General features: G+C 68.5%; 15 protein-coding genes and 1 pseudogene. 10 read left to right on the plus strand and 6 right to left on the minus strand.

What is annotated here, in order from left to right; all coding sequences use genetic code 11:
- Positions 1-181: 181 nt before the first annotated feature.
- Both A4V12_RS06315 and A4V12_RS06320 read left to right on the plus strand, forming a co-directional pair.
- Positions 182-379, plus strand: coding sequence for a hypothetical protein (locus A4V12_RS06315; RefSeq protein ID WP_234372089.1), 198 nt, complete (start codon positions 182-184; stop codon positions 377-379).
- 305 nt (positions 380-684) lie between these two features.
- Entirely contained in the window at positions 685-906 is a 222-nt protein-coding gene (locus A4V12_RS06320; protein ID WP_064068225.1) for a hypothetical protein, read from the plus strand.
- Between the two features lie 28 nt (positions 907-934).
- Here the strand turns inward: A4V12_RS06320 and A4V12_RS06325 are convergent, their stop codons facing one another.
- Positions 935-1,924 (minus strand): ATP-dependent DNA ligase, encoded by a 990-nt coding sequence (locus tag A4V12_RS06325; RefSeq protein WP_234372092.1) that lies wholly within the window; start codon positions 1,922-1,924, stop codon positions 935-937.
- 1,354 nt (positions 1,925-3,278) lie between these two features.
- Here A4V12_RS06325 and A4V12_RS37390 point away from each other — a divergent pair.
- From A4V12_RS37390 to A4V12_RS39690, 3 genes and pseudogenes are all read left to right on the plus strand, one after another.
- Positions 3,279-3,422, plus strand: coding sequence for a hypothetical protein (locus A4V12_RS37390; protein WP_159028824.1), 144 nt, complete (start codon positions 3,279-3,281; stop codon positions 3,420-3,422).
- Positions 3,423-3,772: 350 nt separating this feature from the next.
- Positions 3,773-3,844: pseudogene (locus tag A4V12_RS39685) on the plus strand (DUF6207 family protein); the annotation flags it as partial.
- A gap of 62 nt (positions 3,845-3,906) precedes the next feature.
- Positions 3,907-3,984 (plus strand): DUF6207 family protein, encoded by a 78-nt coding sequence (locus tag A4V12_RS39690; RefSeq protein WP_350498001.1) that lies wholly within the window; start codon positions 3,907-3,909, stop codon positions 3,982-3,984.
- A 91-nt stretch (positions 3,985-4,075) separates the two neighbouring features.
- On the opposite strand, the gene A4V12_RS06340 is transcribed toward A4V12_RS39690, so the two are convergent.
- Positions 4,076-5,452: a hypothetical protein gene (locus A4V12_RS06340; protein WP_064068228.1), complete on the minus strand. Its 1,377-nt coding sequence runs from the start codon at positions 5,450-5,452 to the stop codon at positions 4,076-4,078.
- A 524-nt stretch (positions 5,453-5,976) separates the two neighbouring features.
- Here A4V12_RS06340 and A4V12_RS06345 point away from each other — a divergent pair.
- Positions 5,977-6,360: a methyltransferase domain-containing protein gene (locus A4V12_RS06345; protein ID WP_064068229.1), complete on the plus strand. Its 384-nt coding sequence runs from the start codon at positions 5,977-5,979 to the stop codon at positions 6,358-6,360.
- A 282-nt stretch (positions 6,361-6,642) separates the two neighbouring features.
- Entirely contained in the window at positions 6,643-7,545 is a 903-nt protein-coding gene (locus tag A4V12_RS06350) for a TauD/TfdA family dioxygenase (protein ID WP_064068230.1), read from the plus strand.
- A 124-nt stretch (positions 7,546-7,669) separates the two neighbouring features.
- Here the strand turns inward: A4V12_RS06350 and A4V12_RS06355 are convergent, their stop codons facing one another.
- Positions 7,670-8,443 carry a glycosyltransferase family 2 protein gene (locus tag A4V12_RS06355; RefSeq protein ID WP_064068231.1) on the minus strand — a complete coding sequence of 258 codons (774 nt, stop codon included), beginning with the start codon at positions 8,441-8,443 and terminating at the stop codon, positions 7,670-7,672.
- Positions 8,444-8,509: 66 nt separating this feature from the next.
- Here A4V12_RS06355 and A4V12_RS06360 point away from each other — a divergent pair, with 66 nt between their 5' ends.
- The 3 genes from A4V12_RS06360 to A4V12_RS06370 all read left to right on the plus strand — a co-directional run bounded on the left by A4V12_RS06360 (position 8,510) and on the right by A4V12_RS06370 (position 12,333).
- Positions 8,510-9,760, plus strand: coding sequence for a nucleotide sugar dehydrogenase (locus A4V12_RS06360; RefSeq protein WP_064068232.1), 1,251 nt, complete (start codon positions 8,510-8,512; stop codon positions 9,758-9,760).
- A gap of 87 nt (positions 9,761-9,847) precedes the next feature.
- Entirely contained in the window at positions 9,848-11,197 is a 1,350-nt protein-coding gene (locus A4V12_RS37395; RefSeq protein ID WP_064068233.1) for a hypothetical protein, read from the plus strand.
- Positions 11,194-12,333 carry a glycosyltransferase family 4 protein gene (locus A4V12_RS06370; RefSeq protein WP_064068234.1) on the plus strand — a complete coding sequence of 380 codons (1,140 nt, stop codon included), beginning with the start codon at positions 11,194-11,196 and terminating at the stop codon, positions 12,331-12,333. Before A4V12_RS37395 ends, A4V12_RS06370 begins: the two co-directional genes overlap by 4 nt.
- 100 nt (positions 12,334-12,433) lie before the next feature.
- Here A4V12_RS06370 and A4V12_RS06375 read toward each other — a convergent pair whose 3' ends face one another.
- From A4V12_RS06375 to A4V12_RS06390, 3 genes are all read right to left on the minus strand, one after another.
- The gene (locus A4V12_RS06375) at positions 12,434-12,796 is read right to left on the minus strand and encodes a hypothetical protein (protein ID WP_234372090.1); all 363 of its coding nucleotides are present in this window, start codon (positions 12,794-12,796) and stop codon (positions 12,434-12,436) included.
- Between the two features lie 964 nt (positions 12,797-13,760).
- Positions 13,761-13,949 (minus strand): hypothetical protein, encoded by a 189-nt coding sequence (locus A4V12_RS37400; RefSeq protein WP_159028825.1) that lies wholly within the window; start codon positions 13,947-13,949, stop codon positions 13,761-13,763.
- Between the two features lie 918 nt (positions 13,950-14,867).
- On the minus strand, positions 14,868-15,563 hold the full coding sequence (locus A4V12_RS06390) for a class F sortase (protein WP_079136850.1): 696 nt from the start codon (positions 15,561-15,563) through the stop codon (positions 14,868-14,870).
- Positions 15,564-15,803: the final 240 nt, after the last annotated feature.

The following is a 15,803-nucleotide window of genomic DNA, read 5'->3' on the forward strand; positions in this document are numbered from 1 at the left end:
GAACTGGCGACATGCTGATCATCAGCCCATAGAACCCCTGCACTGACCTGCGCAAAAGCACGATCCGAGGTCCATCCCGCCGGGCGGGAGGCCATCACCAGATCTTTACCGCAGCGCCCGCCAGGCGGGCCGCCTGGCCAGCCCGAGACGGTAAGCCGCCGACCTGTGCACAGTCCGCCACATGTTGAAGCAACTGATCTACGCAGACCCCTGCCCGCTGTGCTCGCAACCGATGGAACCCGAGTTCCGCGGCGTCGGCCGCTCCGCCCAACAGGACCACCCGGCCCGCACCGACTTCCACCGGTACCACTGCGTCGGCTGCGAGGCCGCCCGCCCCCAGGAGTTCTACGACACGATGCGCGCCCTCTACGAGAGCTGACTCCGGGCCGTGCGAATACTGCGCCGCAACCACACGAGCCCCACTAGCCCCGGAATCGGTATCCAACCGACTCCACCGTCATCGAGCGCGCACCAGCGCACCACTCCGCCGACAACCCGCCACGACTGAGGCACCACGTCACCGACGCCCTCCAACACGACTAGCCACCACCGCCCCCGACCAACCGGCCGGGGGCTTCGTGCGTCCTGGAGGAGTTCGCCGCGCCCACCTACGAGACCACGCCCCGCTTCACCGCCGACCTTCACCGCCTCACCCCCGAACAGCGCCGCCGCTTCCGCCAGACCGTGGCGGCCTTCGTCGAGGAGCTACGCACCGGCGGGCACTTCCGCGCCGGCCTCCGCGTCAAGCGCGTCCAGCGCGCATCCGGCATCTACGAGCTCACCTGGTCCATGGGCGCTGGGCCTGCAGGACGCGCCACCTGGCAATACGGGCCTGCGCTCCGCCCCGGCGTACAGCACGTCATCTGGCGCCGCATGGGCGCACACGACATCCTCGCCGGCCCCTGACGGCATCGGGGGCGGTGGGCACGGTCGGTCACCCGCTGGCGGGCTCGGCACCCGCGCCGAAGGGCGGGACGTCAGCGACGGCGACGTCCAGCCGGAGCCGGGCGAAGCGCACCGGGTGCCTCCACGCCCCGCGCTCCAGCGCCGTGTCCACCGTGATCTCGGCGACCAGCTCCGGTTCGACCAGCACGACGTCGAGTGGCGTCCGCGACCCCCAGGAGGTTGTGAACCGCACGCCCTCCCAGGGATGTCCGGGCCCGGCTGGTGTCAGCCGGTCGGCCAGGTCGCGCGCAGCGTCCGGCCGCAGCGGCGTACTGCGGCCGACCGGCCGGAGCACCCCGGCCTCATCGAGGCGGCCCAGCATGAGCGTCTGCGGCCGGCACACGCTGCCGGTGATGGCGCCAACCACCACCTTGGTGGAGTCCCGGCGGCGCACCTTGTAGAGCGCACGGGCTCCCGGCAGATACCGCTGCCCACTCCCCCGGATCACCAGACCTTCGACACCGGGCACCTGCGTCCAGGACGTCAGCCACTCCTGCGCCGTCACCACGTCAGCCGTCTCCGGGCAGAGCGTCCACGGGGCACTCAGCCCACGGTCGGCGAACAGCCGCTCCAGCTGCGCGCGCCGCTCACCGTACGGGACGGGCAGCAGCTCCTGGCCGTCGATCTGGAGGACATCGAAGGCGATGAGGTGCGTCGGCATCTCTTGGGCGAGGCGGGCGGCGGTCCTGCCGCCGGATACCGCGCGCCGCTGGAGCGACTCGAACGACATCCGACCCTCGGCCCACACGACCAGCTCGCCATCGAGGACCAGGCCGTCAGGCAGGTCCGCGGCCGCGTCCACGAGGTCCGGGAAGCGGCTCTGCAGGAGGCTGCCGCGGCGAGACTGCACCAGCAGCGGGCCGGGCACCGGCCAGGGTGTGAAGACGATGGCCCGGTAGCCGTCGAACTTGGGCTGGAATCGCAGCTCGCCGGGCAGCGCGCCCGGCGCGGGCACCGTGTCGCGGGCCTGCGCCAGCATCGGTTCCACCGGCGGCCGAAGCATCATACGTCCGGTCTACGGTCTGCCCGGTGCCCCCGCGACCTGGCACGGCCAGCGGTGTTGCGGGCGTCATCATGTGATCAGCGTGCACGACCTTGCGAGGTCACATCTCGTTGGGCGGGACATGAAGCTGACGACCGAGCCGGGCCACGTGGAGGCGCTGGCGGAGGAGGCCGTCGTCGCGGCGTGCCCGCTGGCCGACGCCGCCGATCCGTCACGGTGGAGCGCGGGCGCGATGGAGGACGTGGCCGCCGCACTGGAAGTCCTGGCGGGTGCGCTCGCCCAGCTCGACCCGGAGTGCGCGGAGATCCTCTCCGTCGTGCCCGTCGCGGCGGCCGCCGTCGTGGAGCGCACCGAACAGACCGGGGCCGGAACGTCCTCGAGCAAGGCCATCCGCGGCAGAGCGGCGGCCGGAACGAGTGCGGCGCTGCGCCAGGCGCTCGCCGCACACGGTCTGACCCGGCACCGTGTCCACCAGCTCGGGGCCGCGCTGGTCACCGTGACGCTAAACACTCCCGAGGCGCTGGCCCTGGCCGTCCTCCTCAACCGACGCGACGCCCCTCCCCGCCAGGTGCAGCCGGACGAGGCCGGGTGGGGTGCCGGACCGGCAGAGACCGCGGCCGCCGCGCTCGCCGACGCCCTCCGCGCCCACGGCACCGGCGCGTACGCAAGGGTCCTGACCTCCGGCCAGGTGAGCGCCGGCCTCACCCCGCAGACCGCCCAGGCGGTGGTCACGGCCCTCACCTCCCCGGCCCGGCGCCGCGTCATGCGGCAGGCGCCGCGGCCTCGGATCCGGCTTCAGGGGTATCGCCGCCCGGTAACCGGCACCCGTCATTCCGTGTTTCCCGCGGGAAAGCACGGCCTCGTACGGCAGTCGCCGCTGCGACGCGATGTAAGCACGCTGATCTGCTACACGCCGAACTTCCTGACGGCGCCCTGCTGTCCCGAGGCATCCCTCCCGCTCCAGGGGGTGAAGGAAGACTCGGTACCGAGCCCGCGACGTAAGCGTCCTGGGTGGCCCATGGTCCGGCTTCCTCAACCGGAAGGAGAAGGTCATAGCCGCCATGAGCGGGGGAACCAACCGCCCCGACCTGCCTTACGCTGCACCCAACAGCCACCTCGGGCTGACGAGCACCACCCCTACGAGGACGGCCGACCGCGCGGCGATCCCCCGCGGACGCTGCGCTCCTGGCGCAGCCGATCACTTTGGCCCGTCCGTATCCGAAGGGGGAAGTGTGTCCATCGCGGACGCTCCGCAGCCTGCCCAGCCCAACCGCCGCCAGCGCCTCGCCCGCCGCATCCGCATAGGCGGCGCCTGCCTCCGCCAGCTGGCGTGGAAGGCGTCCGACTCACCGCCCGCCAGTTCCTCGCCGGATTCGGCTACACCGCCGGGGCTGCGGCGGCGGCCGAACTCCTGGGCCACGTCGCCGTCGGGAGCTCGCCGCTCATGCTGCTGTGGCAGTACCTCGTGCAGTGACACGTAAGGGCCGGCCTCCTGAAGGAGGCCGGCCCCCAAACCGTGAGATCGCTGGCTACTTCGATTTCGGACGGTCTCCGGGGCCCGGCGGGCAGGGGCTCAACGGGCGGGCGCAGACCACCAGGTTTTCCTGGTGGGTAGCCGTGCCGCTCGGGGGATGGCACGGCTACCCGACAAAGGGGGTCGCAGCGCGCCCGGTCCTGTCAGCGAAGCGGCTGCCCCCTCTTGTTTACGGCCTGGCCACGGTCAGCGCGAGCGGCGCCGGGCGAGTCGGTGGCTTGAGTCCCTCGTACGGGTTGTCTCCCCGCGATCGGCGAACCGGCCGGCCAAGCGGAGCCGTCAGGCGGGGCATGGGGATCGATGAGCAGCACATCGCTGAGCCCGGGCTCGTGGTCTTGGAGGTGGCCGCTGCGGACGAGGGCACCGTTCGCGCGGTGATGGAGGGCCTCCAGCGGCAGTGGGCGACCTCCGGCATCTCACGCCGGTGTGGCGTACGCCGGGCGAGCCGGGTGTCCGGGCTCGGGTGTACGCGGACGTACGCCGCTCCGGCACCACGCCCTAGCAGAAACGAGAGGCAGCTCGTACGGCCGTGAGCAGCTTCTGACCGTCCTCCCGGTTTCCACTTCCCGGGCAGGCCGCGCTTGCAGGAAGGCTCAGACTACCTCCCGCAGCCACATGCGGGCCCGCTCGTCGAGCTCCTGCGCCGGGCGGGCGCCACGGGTGCGGAATGGGGCGAGGTCGGACCGCATCGACTGCACCGCCTTCTTGGTGCGCGACGAGCGGATGCCCGTCATCGTGTCCAGCGCCTTGTCCCACGTAGCACAGGCCGCCTCGATCTGGCCTTGCCGCAACTGGGCGTGCCCCTCGGCAGCAGCCGAGAGGGCGGCGATCCGCTGGTGCGCGGTAGGCCCGTACTGCCTCCGCGCGCTGGCGTGGTGCTCCTCGGCTGCAGCGTGGTCGCCCACGCGGGCGTGGATCTTGGCGGTGTGTGAGCTGACGGTTGCCATCGGGGCGCCCCACAGGGAGGCCCAGCCGGTCATCTCCTGTGCTTCGCCTTCATCCGCAAGCTTGCGCGCCCGCTCCGTCTCCCGCCGAGCGTCTGAGTAGCGACCTGATTCCGCGAGCGCACGGGCTCGGCAGATGACGAACAGCGACTCCGTTGCCGGGTCAACGCCGCGACTGAGTCTGATCGCTGCATCGGCCAACCCTAGAACGTGTTCCGGCTGCCCGTTGTCCATGCCGTGATGGGCGAGGATCCGCAGTACGTACGCCTGATCGGCTCGGTTCCCTGAGCTGCGGGCGAGGCTGAACGCCTGCAGGTAGTAGCGCTGCGCCAGCCCGTGCTCCCCCGCGTCGTACGCCTTCCAGCCGGCGAGATAGGCGAGAGAGGCGGCAGCCGAGAACATCTGCTTCTGGAGGACCTCTGTCTGGAATCTGGACTTGCAGAGCCGCTGTACGTCATCGGTGAGGTACTGGACGACGGTGCTGCGGCCGTGCTGCCCGCCGTGGCGTTCGTCGATGGCCGTGAACATGGCGACCATGTCGCGGACGGCTTCGACTTCGGCCGCGCCAGCGATTCCTCCGGTCACGGCCCGCAGAGTCCGAGCCTGGATCTCACCAGCCACGTCGAGAGGCAGGGCGGCGCCGGCCACGGAATACGCGGCTGTGGTCAGGAACGTTCGTCGCTCGATGTCAGCTCTCCCAATCCGCCCCAGCGTCTCCACTGGATCGTCTTCGACGGTAAGCCCCAAGTCGGCTTGGTCGGAATGGCCATCCGCGGAAGTGAGGCCCAGATCATGAACCGTCAGCGGGTGGCCGATCTTCCGGGAAAGGACTTCGCAGAGGTAGCGCCCCGTAGCGGGCTGAGGAGGAGTGCCGGCGACCCAGTACGAGATGTTCGATTTGCTGGTACGGATGGACGAATTGCCGGAGGCATTTGCCAGCACTTGGATGCCTCGCGCGACCGCTTCGTAGCTCATCCCTGACTGTTCGATCGCCCGCGCGAGCTTGTCGTTACGTGACCGGGTCATGCCCCAACGTTAGGGCTTTTGCGCCCAGTTGAGCGTTGAACGCGTTGAACGCTTTCCACCTTCGCATTACCTGTTCACGCTCTGCGGTCGAGAGTTCACTGATTCCTGTCGAGCACGGGAGTTGTGACCGCAATCCCCTCCCCTGCTCGCGCCCCCGAAAGGGCGGACCGTCATCCGCATACGGCGGTCCGCCCGTTCCCCCAGAGCAACGGAGACACCGATGCGAGCGATGGCCAGGCGGACGCGGGACACGTCATGGATGGACAAGGACAACCAGTTCACCGACGCGTTCAGCCGCTCCCGTGGCTTCCGAGAGCGGGCGCATCGGAACGCGGGGTTGAGGCGATTACGAGAGCGGCTGAACGAACTGGTGTTCGCCCACCGCTCCAGCGTCCGCGCGCGCCGAGTCGTCATCTACGTGCGGACCCTCCCCACCCAAGACCCGGCCCCCATCTTCACCGCGCTGAGGACCGAAGCGACGCAGCGCGGTTGGCACGTCGGCTACGAGCTGCATGACGCCCCCCGTGGCCATCGAGCAAGCCCGCAAGACGATGGAACACTCCCAGCTCGACTACCTGCAGTGGGACATCGACGTCGACTCGATCCCGCCCTCGCTGCGACCGGGCACGTTCGACGTGGTGACCTGCCGGCTGTCGCTCGCCTTTCTCGACACCAACCGGCTCCTGGTCGATGTCGGACGGCTACTGCGTCCTGGGGGCAGCTTCTACGTGCTGACCCGCGTGGAAGACGTCACCGACGACCACCGTAAGAACGACGTCGCAGACCGGTTCCACCGTGGCCTGGACGAAGAGCAGATCGGGCACCTCGGCAACACCTGGCGCGACCGCCTCACCTGGACCATCAGCCCCCAGTACCGCGCGATCCTCCTGCGCGGCTTCGACGGCTGACGCAAGCTCCCGCCTCCCGGACCGACGCCAGGGCCAGATGCCCGTGACGGAGGCTCGGACGGGGGGCGGTCTCAACCTCCCGGCACGGTGCGGCCAGTGCGTCCGTCTTCCCCTCCCCGCGTGGAGTGGCCGGCCGCGCCGTGCCGGGGGACGACCATGTTGCGCCAGTAAGCCCTTCGGTACTCCCAATGACCCCGCCCCTCCCCGTCGGCACGGGCATGGTGGGGGGCGGTCCCAGAGCTCCGGGTCGACCCGCGACCCCCAAGAGACAGGAAGCTTCGCGTGTTAATCGACATCCCGAGCGAACTCGAAGCCGCGCTCACCAACCTCCCCCTCCCCATGTGGGAGCTGGACGGTTCGTTCCTGGCGGAGTCCACCATGGAGCGATACCGGACCGAGCTGACGGCCACCCCGCGGTTCGCGGAAACTGCCACGACGCTGCGCCACGCGCTGACCGGGGAGGGCGGCGGATACGCCGTGCTGCGCCTGGGGAACCTCGCCGAGGCGCTCGGGACCGACGACGGCCGGTTCCTGCGGCTGGCCACGGGCTTCGCGGCCGAGGCGGCCGTCCCGTTCTCGCCCTTCCCGCGCTGGCCGCTGTGGAAGGACATCGGGGTCAAGGTCGACAAGGACCCAGGCAAGTCCAGCGGCATCGGGTACAACGCCTTCCACATGGACCTGGTGAACGCCACCCTGCCGCCCGACTACACCACGCTCCTGTGCGTCCGCCCCGACCCGCTCGGCGGCGGCCCCAGCATCCTCTCCGACGCCCACGCGGCGGTGGCACGGCTGTCGGAGAGCAGCCGCGCCCTGCTGGCGGAGTCGGGCTACCACTACGGAACGTTCTTCGACCTGCACGGCGTCGGCGGGGAGTACAAGCCGTTTCCGATCCTGGACGGCTCCACTCCGGGCGAGGGATTCGTCCGGTTCACCGCCAAGATGTTGGAGAGGTCCCAGCTCGGCCAGGCACACGCGAACGCCGCCAAGGAGCTCGTCGAGGAGCTGGTCCGGGGGCAGGTCTCCTTCATGCTCCAGCCCGGGGACTTCCTCATCGTGAACCAGCGACGCTTCCTGCACGGCAGGGAGGCGCTCCACAGCGGTCAGGAGACCGTCCCAGTCGCCGACCGCCGGCTGCTCCTCCAGTTGTTTCTTCGCGCGCCGGCGAACGACAGCTCGGCGGCGTAGCCAGCCGACGGCGCCGGTGGCCCACCGTCCAGTCCCCGAGCGCGCGGCACGACCACGGAGCGGGGGCCAGGGAGGTCACCCACCGCGGTCGTGCACGGGCCTCCCCGGGCCCGTGCAGGGAGACCTAGATGCGCGAGTTGCGCAGCGACTGCCACACAGCGCCGGCCAGCGCCCGCGTCGCCCGCGGGACCGACAGATGCTCGTGCTGGCGATACAGGGCCCAGTTGTACTGCACGAGCGACAGCTTGTTGGAGGAGAGCGATCCCGCCTGATGGGCCCGGTACACCGCAAGCGGCTCATCCAGCCCCCGGGCTTCAGTACCATCCCGCATGATCGACAGCCAGAGGGCGTAGTCCTGGCGCTTGCGCATCTCCGGCATCAACCGCGTGCCCAGGACCTTGCGGTCGTACATGGCGGTGAGAGCACCGATGTGGTCTCGGACCAGCATCGCGCGGTAGTCCACGTGCTCCCGGGCACGGATCACCCGTCCGTTGGGGACCCAGTCGGTGCTCTCGCCGGCGTAGTCGGCGTCCATCTTGAAGTACGAGGTGAACGTCAGCGGCGCATCACCTTCCGCGGCGAACGCGAGCTGCTTCTCGGTCTTCTCCGGAAGCCACATGTCGTCGCTGTCCAAGAACGCGATGTAGTCCCCCCGTGCCCGCTGAATCGCCAGGTTGCGGGCCCGGCCCGCACCGCCCCGCGCGGGTGCCGACTCCGGCAGTACGCGATCGTCCTGCTCGGCGAACGCGCGCAGCAGATCCATGGAGCCGTCGGAGGACTGGTCATCGGTGACCAGCAGCTCCACGTCGCTGTGGGTCTGTGTGAGCACCGATCGAACGGCCGCACCGAGGGTGGCTGCCGAGTTGTAGACGGGCATCACGACAGACACCAGGGGCACAGCACTTCTCCTTGCCAGACCAGGAACGACGGTCCATTCAAGCACCGCAATCGAGTAGGAGCTGCCATGCAGATAGTTGTCGCTGGTCAGGGCTACGTAGGACTGCCTCTCGCCGTCCGTGCTGCCGAGGTGGGTCACCGTGTCGTCGGCTACGACGTGGACCCGAACCTCGTCCAGCAGCTCGCCGCTGGCCGTTCCCACGTGAGGGACGTGGACTCCTCCCGGCTGCATGCAGTGCTGGATGCCGGGGCCTACTCCGCGGCCGCCGACGCTGCCGCGCTGGCCGGCTTCGACCTCGCGGTGATCACCGTGCCGACCCCGCTGCGGGACGGCGTGCCCGACCTGACCTACATCGAGTCCTGCGCCCGGACCCTGGGCGGACACCTTCGTCCCGGCGCGACGGTCGTCCTGGAGTCCACGAGCTATCCCGGCACGACCGAGGAGCTGCTGCTGCCGATCCTCGAAGAGGTGTCGGGCCTCAAGGGCGGGGTGGACTTCCTCGCCGGCTTCAGTCCCGAGCGGATCGGAAACAAGCGGTGGTCGTTCGACGGGACGCCGAAGCTGGTGTCCGGGATCGACGCCGAGTCACTCGATGCGATCAAGGGCTTCTACGACGGCATCTTCCAGACCACGGTACCGGTGTCCGGGCCGAAGGTCGCCGAGCTGGCCAAGCTGCTGGAGAACACCTTCCGGTTCGTCAACATCTCCATGATCAATGAGATGGCGATGCTGGCCGCTTCCCTCGGCGTGAACATCTGGGAGGCGATCGACGCCGCCGCGACCAAGCCCTTCGGCTTCACGCCGTTCACCCCGGGGCCGGGGGTCGGCGGGCACTGCCTTCCCGTTGACCCGATGTTCCTCTCCTGGAAGGCCCAGCAGGAGCTTGGCGTCCCGTTCCGGTTCGCGGAACTCGCCGCCGACGTGAACCGGCACATGCCCGACTACGTCGTCCGGCGTCTCGTGGAGGCACTCGACAAGCGAGGCGTGCCCGTCAGTGGAGCTCGGATTCTGCTGCTCGGCCTGACCTACAAGTACAACGCCACCGACCTCCGTAACTCCCCTTCGGCACGTGTCGCCGAACTTCTCACCGCCCTCGGTGCCGACGTCCGCGGCGCCGAACCCAACATCCCGGACGGCGACGACACCAAGCTGAACGTGCACCGGGTCGATGCGACCCCGGACGAGCTAGCAGCCGCGGACGCAGTGGTCCTTCTCATGGACCACCCACGATTCGACCTCCCGATGATCGAGAAATGCGCAACCTACGTTCTCGACTGCCGAAACCGCCTTTCCGGGATCAACGTCGAGACGCTTTAGACTGCGCATCCCCAAGCCCCGCCAATCCTCCACTCCCCGGGAATTTCCTTGCGTGAAGAATGGGAACACGCCCACACGGATTTCACCATGCCCGCGCAGCGTCGAATTCCTGCGTCGCTGGCCGAAACCGAGAGCGATTGGCGCCACTACCTGGAGCACTCAACCCCCAATGGCTGGCTGCTGCGGCACAACGCCATGACCGAAGCGCTCGCCAGCGGACAGCCGATGTACCTGCTGCACGTCACCAGGGGCATCGACGCTATCCGCGCCAGCCGGGAGTTGCACGTGTCCACCGGATGCTTGGTCGGCTCCCTGTACTGCTCGCCGCTCACCAGCCAGCGCGAGGGACTGCGCCCTCACAACCTCGGCGCCTACCTGATGCGGACGAAGCCTTCCACCACGCCCTTGATCTGCGAAGTCACCCCGGATGCCCCGATCCGGGCCAAGGGTGTCGATTACCTGCACCTCGGTCCCATCCACCTGCGTACCTACCTGCGCTACCAGAGCTTCCTCACCCAGGCCGAGAACGACCAGATCGACCGCACCGTGCTGACCGGGACACGCGCCACGGCCGGTTTCCTCGATGTCGCCCTGCGCAACGCCGCCGGCCGGTCCACCGAGACACCCGAGTTCATCAACCAGTTGTCCGACGCCATCGCCCACATGCCGTTCCTCGGCTACCTGTACTTCGAGGTGCTGTCCGAGTACCTGATGCTCCACTCCGCTACTCCGGAGACCAAGACCTACGCCCAAGCGGGAGAGCTGAACAACTGGATCTGCAAACGACTCGCCTTCGCCGCCGTGGACAGCATGGACCGGCTGTTCGACCTGGCCCGTTTCAACCCGCGCCATCACCGGCTCGTGCGCCTCATCGACGGCCTCGAGCCGGCTCTCGCCCCGGGAGCCGCCGATTACGTGCGGCGGCGGCTCTCCCACCTGTTCGCCCGGACCACACTGCACCCGTCCCAGGATGCGGCTTCCTTCACCTTCCAGGGCGCTGAGCTCGGGACGCTTCGGGAAGCCGCGCCCGGCCTGATGGGCCAGATGATCTTCCGCGAGATCCGATACCTGCCCCGCTACCCCCAGCTCTACCACTGCTTTGAGAAAGCCAAGGCCTTGGAGGCGTGGAACTATTGGAACAGCGAAGGAATCCCCACCCCTTTCAACGGAGTGGTTCCCAAGGGAGAGATAGGGATTAATCCCGCTTACCACCGATCGAAAGTTCGGGTGTGGGCGGCACGCCACGACAGCAGGGGTTACCTGCACCCTGATGAGGAGATTCAGGCCGTCGTGACCCCGCATCTCGCGTCATGGTGGGCACCACCTCGCGAGCGCGAGGCTCACAACGCCATGGACGAATTCCGAGTTGCGCCGGGTCTGGGAGCCAGATCACCGATCCCCACGCAACGGATGCTCACGAGCGGGATACCAGCATGACCATCAACATCATCACCGGCATCAACCGCACCTCTGGGCCCTCGTCCGGGAGCATGATCTTCGCCGCCGACCTCTACCGCGCGATGCCCGAGACCCACACGACCTTCCTCGGCAGAGCACCCGTCGACCATGCGTGGAGCGCCGCGTTCGACCAACTCATCCCCCTGTCCACGGCCAAACGCCCTCAAGGCCCGGACTTCGCCCCCTACGTCGACGAGCTGACGCGTGAGGTCGGTGTGCTCATCGAGAGGACCCGGCCGACTGTGATCCACGCCCAGTACCTTGGATTCGCCCTCAGCCTGGCCTTCGCCCGAACCGCTGGCGGCATCCCGATCATCGCCCTTGCCCATGGCCCCGAAGTGATGGCTGCTGAGCGCAGCGCGTCGGAACGCGACGCCATGCACGAAGTCGCCGCCGCAAGCGCCGCGATCGTCGCCCCGACCTCCGCCCTCGCAGACCGCGTCGACCGTCTCACCGGACGCCGATTCAGCGATCGGCTCACCGTCATCCCGTGGGGTATCCGGCTGAGCGACACTCGGCTACGCGAAAGACCGCCCGTCAGAACCGGACCGCTGTCCCTCGTGCACGCCGGCCGTCTGGACGACAACAAGTCCACGATCACCGCTGTCGAAGCCCTTGCCCTAACCGAGCAACCGCACCACTTGACCGTGATCGGTGACGGCAGTCTCAGGGAGCACCTGGAGCAGCGGGCGAGCGAAATCGGACTGCGACACCGGGTTCATTTCGAGCGGTTTCTCCCCCGCGCCGAGCTGTGGCGCCGCCTGCCGAACTTCGACGCCTTCGTCTTCACGACCAAGGGCTTGGAGGCTTTCGGGCTCGTCCTCATAGAGGCCCAAGCCCACGGACTTCCGGTCGCCTACTCCGATCTTGCCGGTGTGAGGAAAATCCTCGGGAGCTCGGGCGTTCCCTACACCCCCGGTGACCCGCGCTCGCTGGCTGTGGTTCTCGACGAGATGGGCCGGAACTTCCACGGGCGCAGGGCCCTGACCAAAGCTGCCCTCAGCAACGCGCACCGATACGACATCACCACCACCAGCCGCCAGGTTCTTGACCTGACGCTCCACGTTACTCGGCCAGGGCGGGCTGGTACCCCGCTCGGACCACGACCCGGATGACCTGCAGGCGACGGCCTCCACTGAAGAGGGCGTGAAGCCCTGCCCCGCTTACAAAGGTGACTCCGGGCTTGCTGGCTGGTTGACGTGGTGCGGGCAACAGTCACAGATGACCGTCGGCTCCGATCTCCAGCAGCAGCACCGGTACCCCGGCCGCCGGCGCCCGCACCACCAGGTCCGCCCGCTGGACGTAGCTGCATGCGAGCCGGTGCCCGATCTCCGTCTGGAAGCCGAGCCGGTGACGGATCCCGGCACGGTGAAGTTCGGCCGCCGTGGCGGTTACCGCCGCGGAGTGGTCGTCGTAGCCAGCGCCGAGCGGCCGGCCGGTGTCCGGGTCGTACTTCTCCTCACGCAGCGCCGAGACCCGTATGCCCGTCGGCTCCAGCAGCTTCTTCGCCTCGCCGTGTCCTCGCCGGGTCAGCACCCACACCTGCCGCTGGTCCTCCCGCACCAACTCGATCCTCACCAGGCGGTGATCCTGAAGATCCAGAAGGGTGTCCCGTACGAGCTTGTCGTGCTGGTTTGTCCCAGACGGGTCAGCTTCCACAACTGATCAGGCGTCGCCCACTGAAAGATCCCCAGCGCCTGAAGCAGCTCCCTCCGCCTGGGCCCCGTCGAGTTCTTCCTGATGCCTTGCGGCAAGAGGGTTGTCGGACCTACGGCGGACCCCTGTCCGCCGGGGCTGACCTGCGGAAACTCCCAACTCTTGGCGACGGAGCGCGGAGGGGGTAATGGAGGGGTCCTCTCCAGTCCGGTCAAGGGACCGCTCGGGCTCGTCTGCGGTGCTCGCCACAGGGCGCTCCTGAAAGGTAGGGCAGACCTATCCCGCCGGATCACCTTTCGGGGAAGGCGGGCGGCTCGTGGCCCCGCACAAGGCGGCCGAGGCCGAACGCAGAAGGACCGCCAAGCAGGTCGTCGCCGCCCACGGCCGACTGAACGGCGCCACCGCCGACCACGCGCGCGCCGAAGGCCAGCTCGCCGAGCTGCTCAAACCCCGGTCGCAGGACTGCACGTGCTGTGGGCAGCCGCTCCCCGGGAGCCGGGCCTGTGCCGGCAATGCGGGGGGCCGCACGAGGGCTCGGCAGACCAGCGTGAGCAGCAGATTGCTGCGGCCCGTGCGAAGGTGGAGCAGCTCCGGCTCAGGCTGCGCACTTTGGAGGAAGCCGCCCTCGCCGCCGCTGCGGAGGCAGCAAAGGCCGACACCGCAGCCGCGGAGGTTCTCGCCGCCCGCGACGCTTACGACGAAGGCCATCTCCAGCCTGCCCGCAAGACCGCGCAGCAGGCCGAGAAAGAGGCCCACGGCCTGAGCCGCTACGTCGCCCAGCTCAAGAAACGCCTGGAATCGGCCGACTACATCAGCGCCCAGGAGAAGGCCATCCAGACGGCCAAAGAGCAGATGGAAGCGGCGCAGGCCGCCCGGGACGCCGCGGTCACCGCCACGACGTGCGCCGCAAATAGGTCACCGCACGCTGGTCGGAGTTCTTCCTCGCCCGGCTGCAGCAGATCAACCCCGACGTCGAGACCGCCTTCATCGACCCCAGCGACTTCACCACCCGCGTCAAGGAGCGCCACAAGACCTTCGCCGAGAGCTCGGTCACCGGCAGCCCGAAGGTGGCCACCAACGTCGCGCTGCTCCCAGCTCTGCGCGACCTCGGCCGCGTCAACCCCGCCGTCCGAGTCCCCCGCTGCTGATCATCGACTCGCCCCTGGCCGGCCTCGGAGCACAGGGACTGGACCACGTCACCGGACTGCGTCGGATCGACACCCTGATCGACATCGCAGACGACGCCTCACCCGACGGCTACGCCTGCCAGGTCATCGCCGCCATCAACGACCCGCTCCCCCGCCCCTACCCGGGCGTACGGGAAATCCGTATCGACACCGACAACCGGTTCTTCGACCACGCACCCTGCCGCGACCGCTGAGACCTGCCCTGTGTGGAACAGCCGGGCGGAAACAGCCTCAAGGATCCTGGCACGCTCGGTCCTGTGCTCGTGCCTCAGCCCTTGGCATTGCCTTCCAGCCCGGCAGCAGAAAGGAGAGCACCTGATTACCCGGCACGGCAGCTCCTCCACTACGCAGTTGCTCTGCTCCTGCCGTTCCCCGGGCGATCACGCCCGAGCGCATGAGTTTCGTGCCGTGGTTCGATGTTCTGCGGTCGTGAGGGCGACCTGGCGGCTGGAGACATCCCAGCCGGTAGGCCGGGGTCCAGGCGCATGGATGAACCGTCTCGGGAAGGATTTCGTGCCAGCCATCGCTGTTTCCGGCTTGCGCGACGACGAGGACCAACATGCGCTCGGGAAGGGTACCGCCGATGTCCCTGTGCATCACGAACGGGCAAGCAGCGTCCGGTGGAACCGCGCCGGGCAGGACGTCTCCGTCGTACATCCGGTGAGAACGGATGACCATCCCTACACGGTAAGAGAGGCTCGCCCCGGCTCGGTAACCGACGCTCCAGGCAGCAACCTGCTCGCACCCACGAGTATCAGCATCCTGACCACCCGCTTAAAACATCCGGCGACAGGCTCCCCTTGTGATCACTCACTGTCGGCATCAGTGGTCTTGAGATGGGCGAAGACCACGGTGTTTTCGGTGTACCGCTTCTTGCTGCGGTCGTAGCTGCCTCCGCAGGTGATCAGGCGCAATTGAGCGTCGGGAGTGTCGGCGTAGACGAGGTCGTCGGGGAATCTGTCTTGTGGGAAGTTGTCGACGGCATCGACGACGAATGACGCGGTCGTTCCGTCTTTGCGGACGATGTTGATGTCACTGCCCAGGGACAGCGTTCTGAGGGAGGCGAAAACTGCGGGGGCAGTCGTGGTGTCCAGGTGACCGGCGACGATCGCGGTGCCGCGCTCCCCTGGGCTGGGGCCGGCGGCGAACCAGCCGACCAGGTTAGTCTCGTCAGGCGGTGGTGCGTCCAGCCGCCCTGATGGTCCGATGGCGAGATCGGTGAAGGGCGCGTCGACACCGATGCTGGGGATGAGCAGTTGTGTAGGCGCAGAGCGGGGCAGTGATGGGCTCGCGGCCGCAGCCCTGGTATCGGCCTGGGGTACGGGCGTCGCGCGTGGGCTCACCACGGGCGCTGGGACGTGCTGAGTAGGCGCGTTTGTTGCGCCATTCCAACTGAGCACGACCACGGCCAGTGCCAGCGGCGTGAGCACGATCGACAGGAGGCGGCGCGGCATACGACCCCGCCACGAGGTTCCCGACACGACCGGTGTATGAGACTTCATGGCCTAGCGCACCTCAGTCAGCGGATACGGCAGCGGGCGGCTGCGGCGCTTCCCCACGAAAGCAGCCGCAACCGCACGCTGTGACACATCAACCAGTAAGGTCAGGCGGCGTCGCCACGCACGCTGCGGCGGCGCAGCATGTAGGCGCCGGCCCCAAGGCCGCCCAGGAGCACCAGTCCGCCCGCCGCCGTCGAGCCCGGCGAGGTCAGACCACCGCCGCCGGTGTGCACGCCACCCCTC

The organism is Streptomyces noursei (genome assembly GCF_001646665.1).
GTDB lineage: Bacteria > Actinomycetota > Actinomycetes > Streptomycetales > Streptomycetaceae > Streptomyces > Streptomyces lavendulocolor.